Annotated in this window: 2 protein-coding genes; one reads left to right on the top strand and one right to left on the bottom strand. The window is 71.0% G+C overall.

Annotation, left to right across the window (positions count from 1 at the left end; translation table 11 throughout):
• Positions 1 to 614: lipase maturation factor family protein (locus AC31A1_RS50770; RefSeq protein WP_489659810.1), on the bottom strand; the 614-nt coding region annotated here is incomplete at its 3' end.
• Between the two features lie 135 nt (positions 615 to 749).
• On the opposite strand from AC31A1_RS50770, the gene AC31A1_RS50765 reads away from it, so the two are divergent.
• Positions 750 to 1,897, top strand: a 1,148-nt coding sequence (locus AC31A1_RS50765; RefSeq protein WP_489659809.1) for a DUF6777 domain-containing protein, incomplete at its 3' end; no start/stop codon positions are given.

Here is a 1,897-nt window from a genome sequence, read left to right as displayed (position 1 = left end):
GGGCGGGGGAGGTGGTGGAAGAACCAGCTCAGGGGGCCCGGCATCGGCTGCGTCTCGTGGTGGAAGTCCAGGCAGGTCAGCTTGCGCCAGCAGGCGTCGCCGCGCAGTTTGATCAGGCCCGCGCCGAACTCCACCCGGAACAGGATCCAGCGGAGCAGGAACAGCACCACGACCGGCGGGGCCACCTCGGCGTTGCCGAGGAAGACGGCCAGGAAGCCGACCTCCAGCAGCAGTGACTCCCAGCCGAACGCGTACCAGGTCTGGCCTACGTTGACGATGGACAGGTAGAGGACCCAGGGCAGCAGCCACAGCAACATGCCGCCCCAGAGGGGGAGTTGCGAGTCGAGTCCGGCGGCCAGCGCGGCGGACACCGCGCAGCCCGTCCACGCGCAGGCCGCGAAGAAGCGGTCCGTGTAGTGGAGTCGGAAGATGCTCGGGGCCTGTCTGAACGGCATTCGGGTGAGGAAGCGGGGGACCGGCAGCATGCCGCGTTCGCCGATCAGCGCGCGGAACTGGCGGGCCGCCGTGAGGAACGCGATCAGGTAGACGCCGGCCAGTGCTCGCTGGAAGACCAGTCGGCTCAGCCAGTAGTCGGGTGCGGTGAACCATGCCATGACCGTGCGTTCCTCCCTCCATCGTCACACCTGGGCAGACCGTCACTCTCCGCGTTCCATGCCTCCGGTTGCGTAACCCAAGTGAGTGAAGCAGACAATAGTGGCGAATCACCCGGCTTGAGGCGGGAGGACCTGGTGCGCACATCCACCGGAACCATCGCCACGGCCTGCGCGCTCTCGGCGACGCTCCTCGTCGCCGGCTGCGGCGGCGACGGCGGCAAGGACACGAAGTCGAGCGGCGAGGTCTTCCTTCAGCCCGTCGCGGCACAGGGCCCCGACCCCTTCACGGACTCCACGGCCACCGCGCCGAGCGTCCCACCACGGGTCACCCGAACGCCGCAATCGACACCTCGGGAGTCGACACCTCGGAAGTCTCCGTCTCCGCAGGCGACACCCACGGGGACCGTGTCCACGCCCTCCGGCCACATGCGTACCGTCTCCGGCGCCACACCCGGCCTCTACGGCGGGACCGCGCGGACCGGCAGCTGTGACGTCGAGCGGCAGATCTCCTATCTCACCCGCGACCAGGCCAAGGCCCGCGCCTTCGCACAGGCCGAGGGGATCTCCCCGGGCGGGATCGCCGGCTATCTGCGCGGGCTGACCTCGGTCGTACTGCGCGCCGACACCCAGGTCACCAACCACGGGTTCCGGGACACGCGGGTGACCGGGTTCCAGTCGGTCCTCCAGGCCGGTACCGCGGTCCTCGTCGACAACCGGGGCGTGCCCCGGGTCCGCTGCGCCTGCGGCAACCCACTCAAGGCGGGCGCGGCGAGCGGGGGCGCGATGGCTGACAACGGTCGGCCCTGGTCCGGGTTCCGGCCCGCCGAGGTGGTCGTGGTGACCCCGGCACCCCAGGTGATCACCAACATCACGATCATCAACATCGTCGACAACTCGTGGATCGAACGGCCCCTCGGTCATCGCGGTCCCCACCACGACCACGTCGTACCCCGGCCGCCGCACGTGATGCCGACGCCGACGCCGTCGCACACCCGGCCGTCTCCGCGACCGCACGACAGCGGGTCCGGCGTCTCGCCCGGCACCGGTACGAGCTCCTCGGAGAGCCCGAGCGAGAGTGCGAGCGCTTCCCGGAGTCCGAGCGGCAGTACGAGCCCCTCGCCGAGCGACGAGAGCGTGTCGCCCGGTGGCAGTCCCACCCCGGAGAGCTCGGCCGGCTGCGTCACTCCGACCGTCACGGTCACCCCGAGCGCGACCGGCGACGCGGCGGCGTCCCCCGGCGCCACGGACTGCCCCGCCGCCACCGTCACGGCCACCCCGACGAC

This window comes from Streptomyces sp. P5F9, from assembly GCF_057961495.1.
The sequence above is the reverse complement of the archived record's forward strand: the minus strand, read 5'-3'. Positions and strand labels throughout refer to the sequence as shown.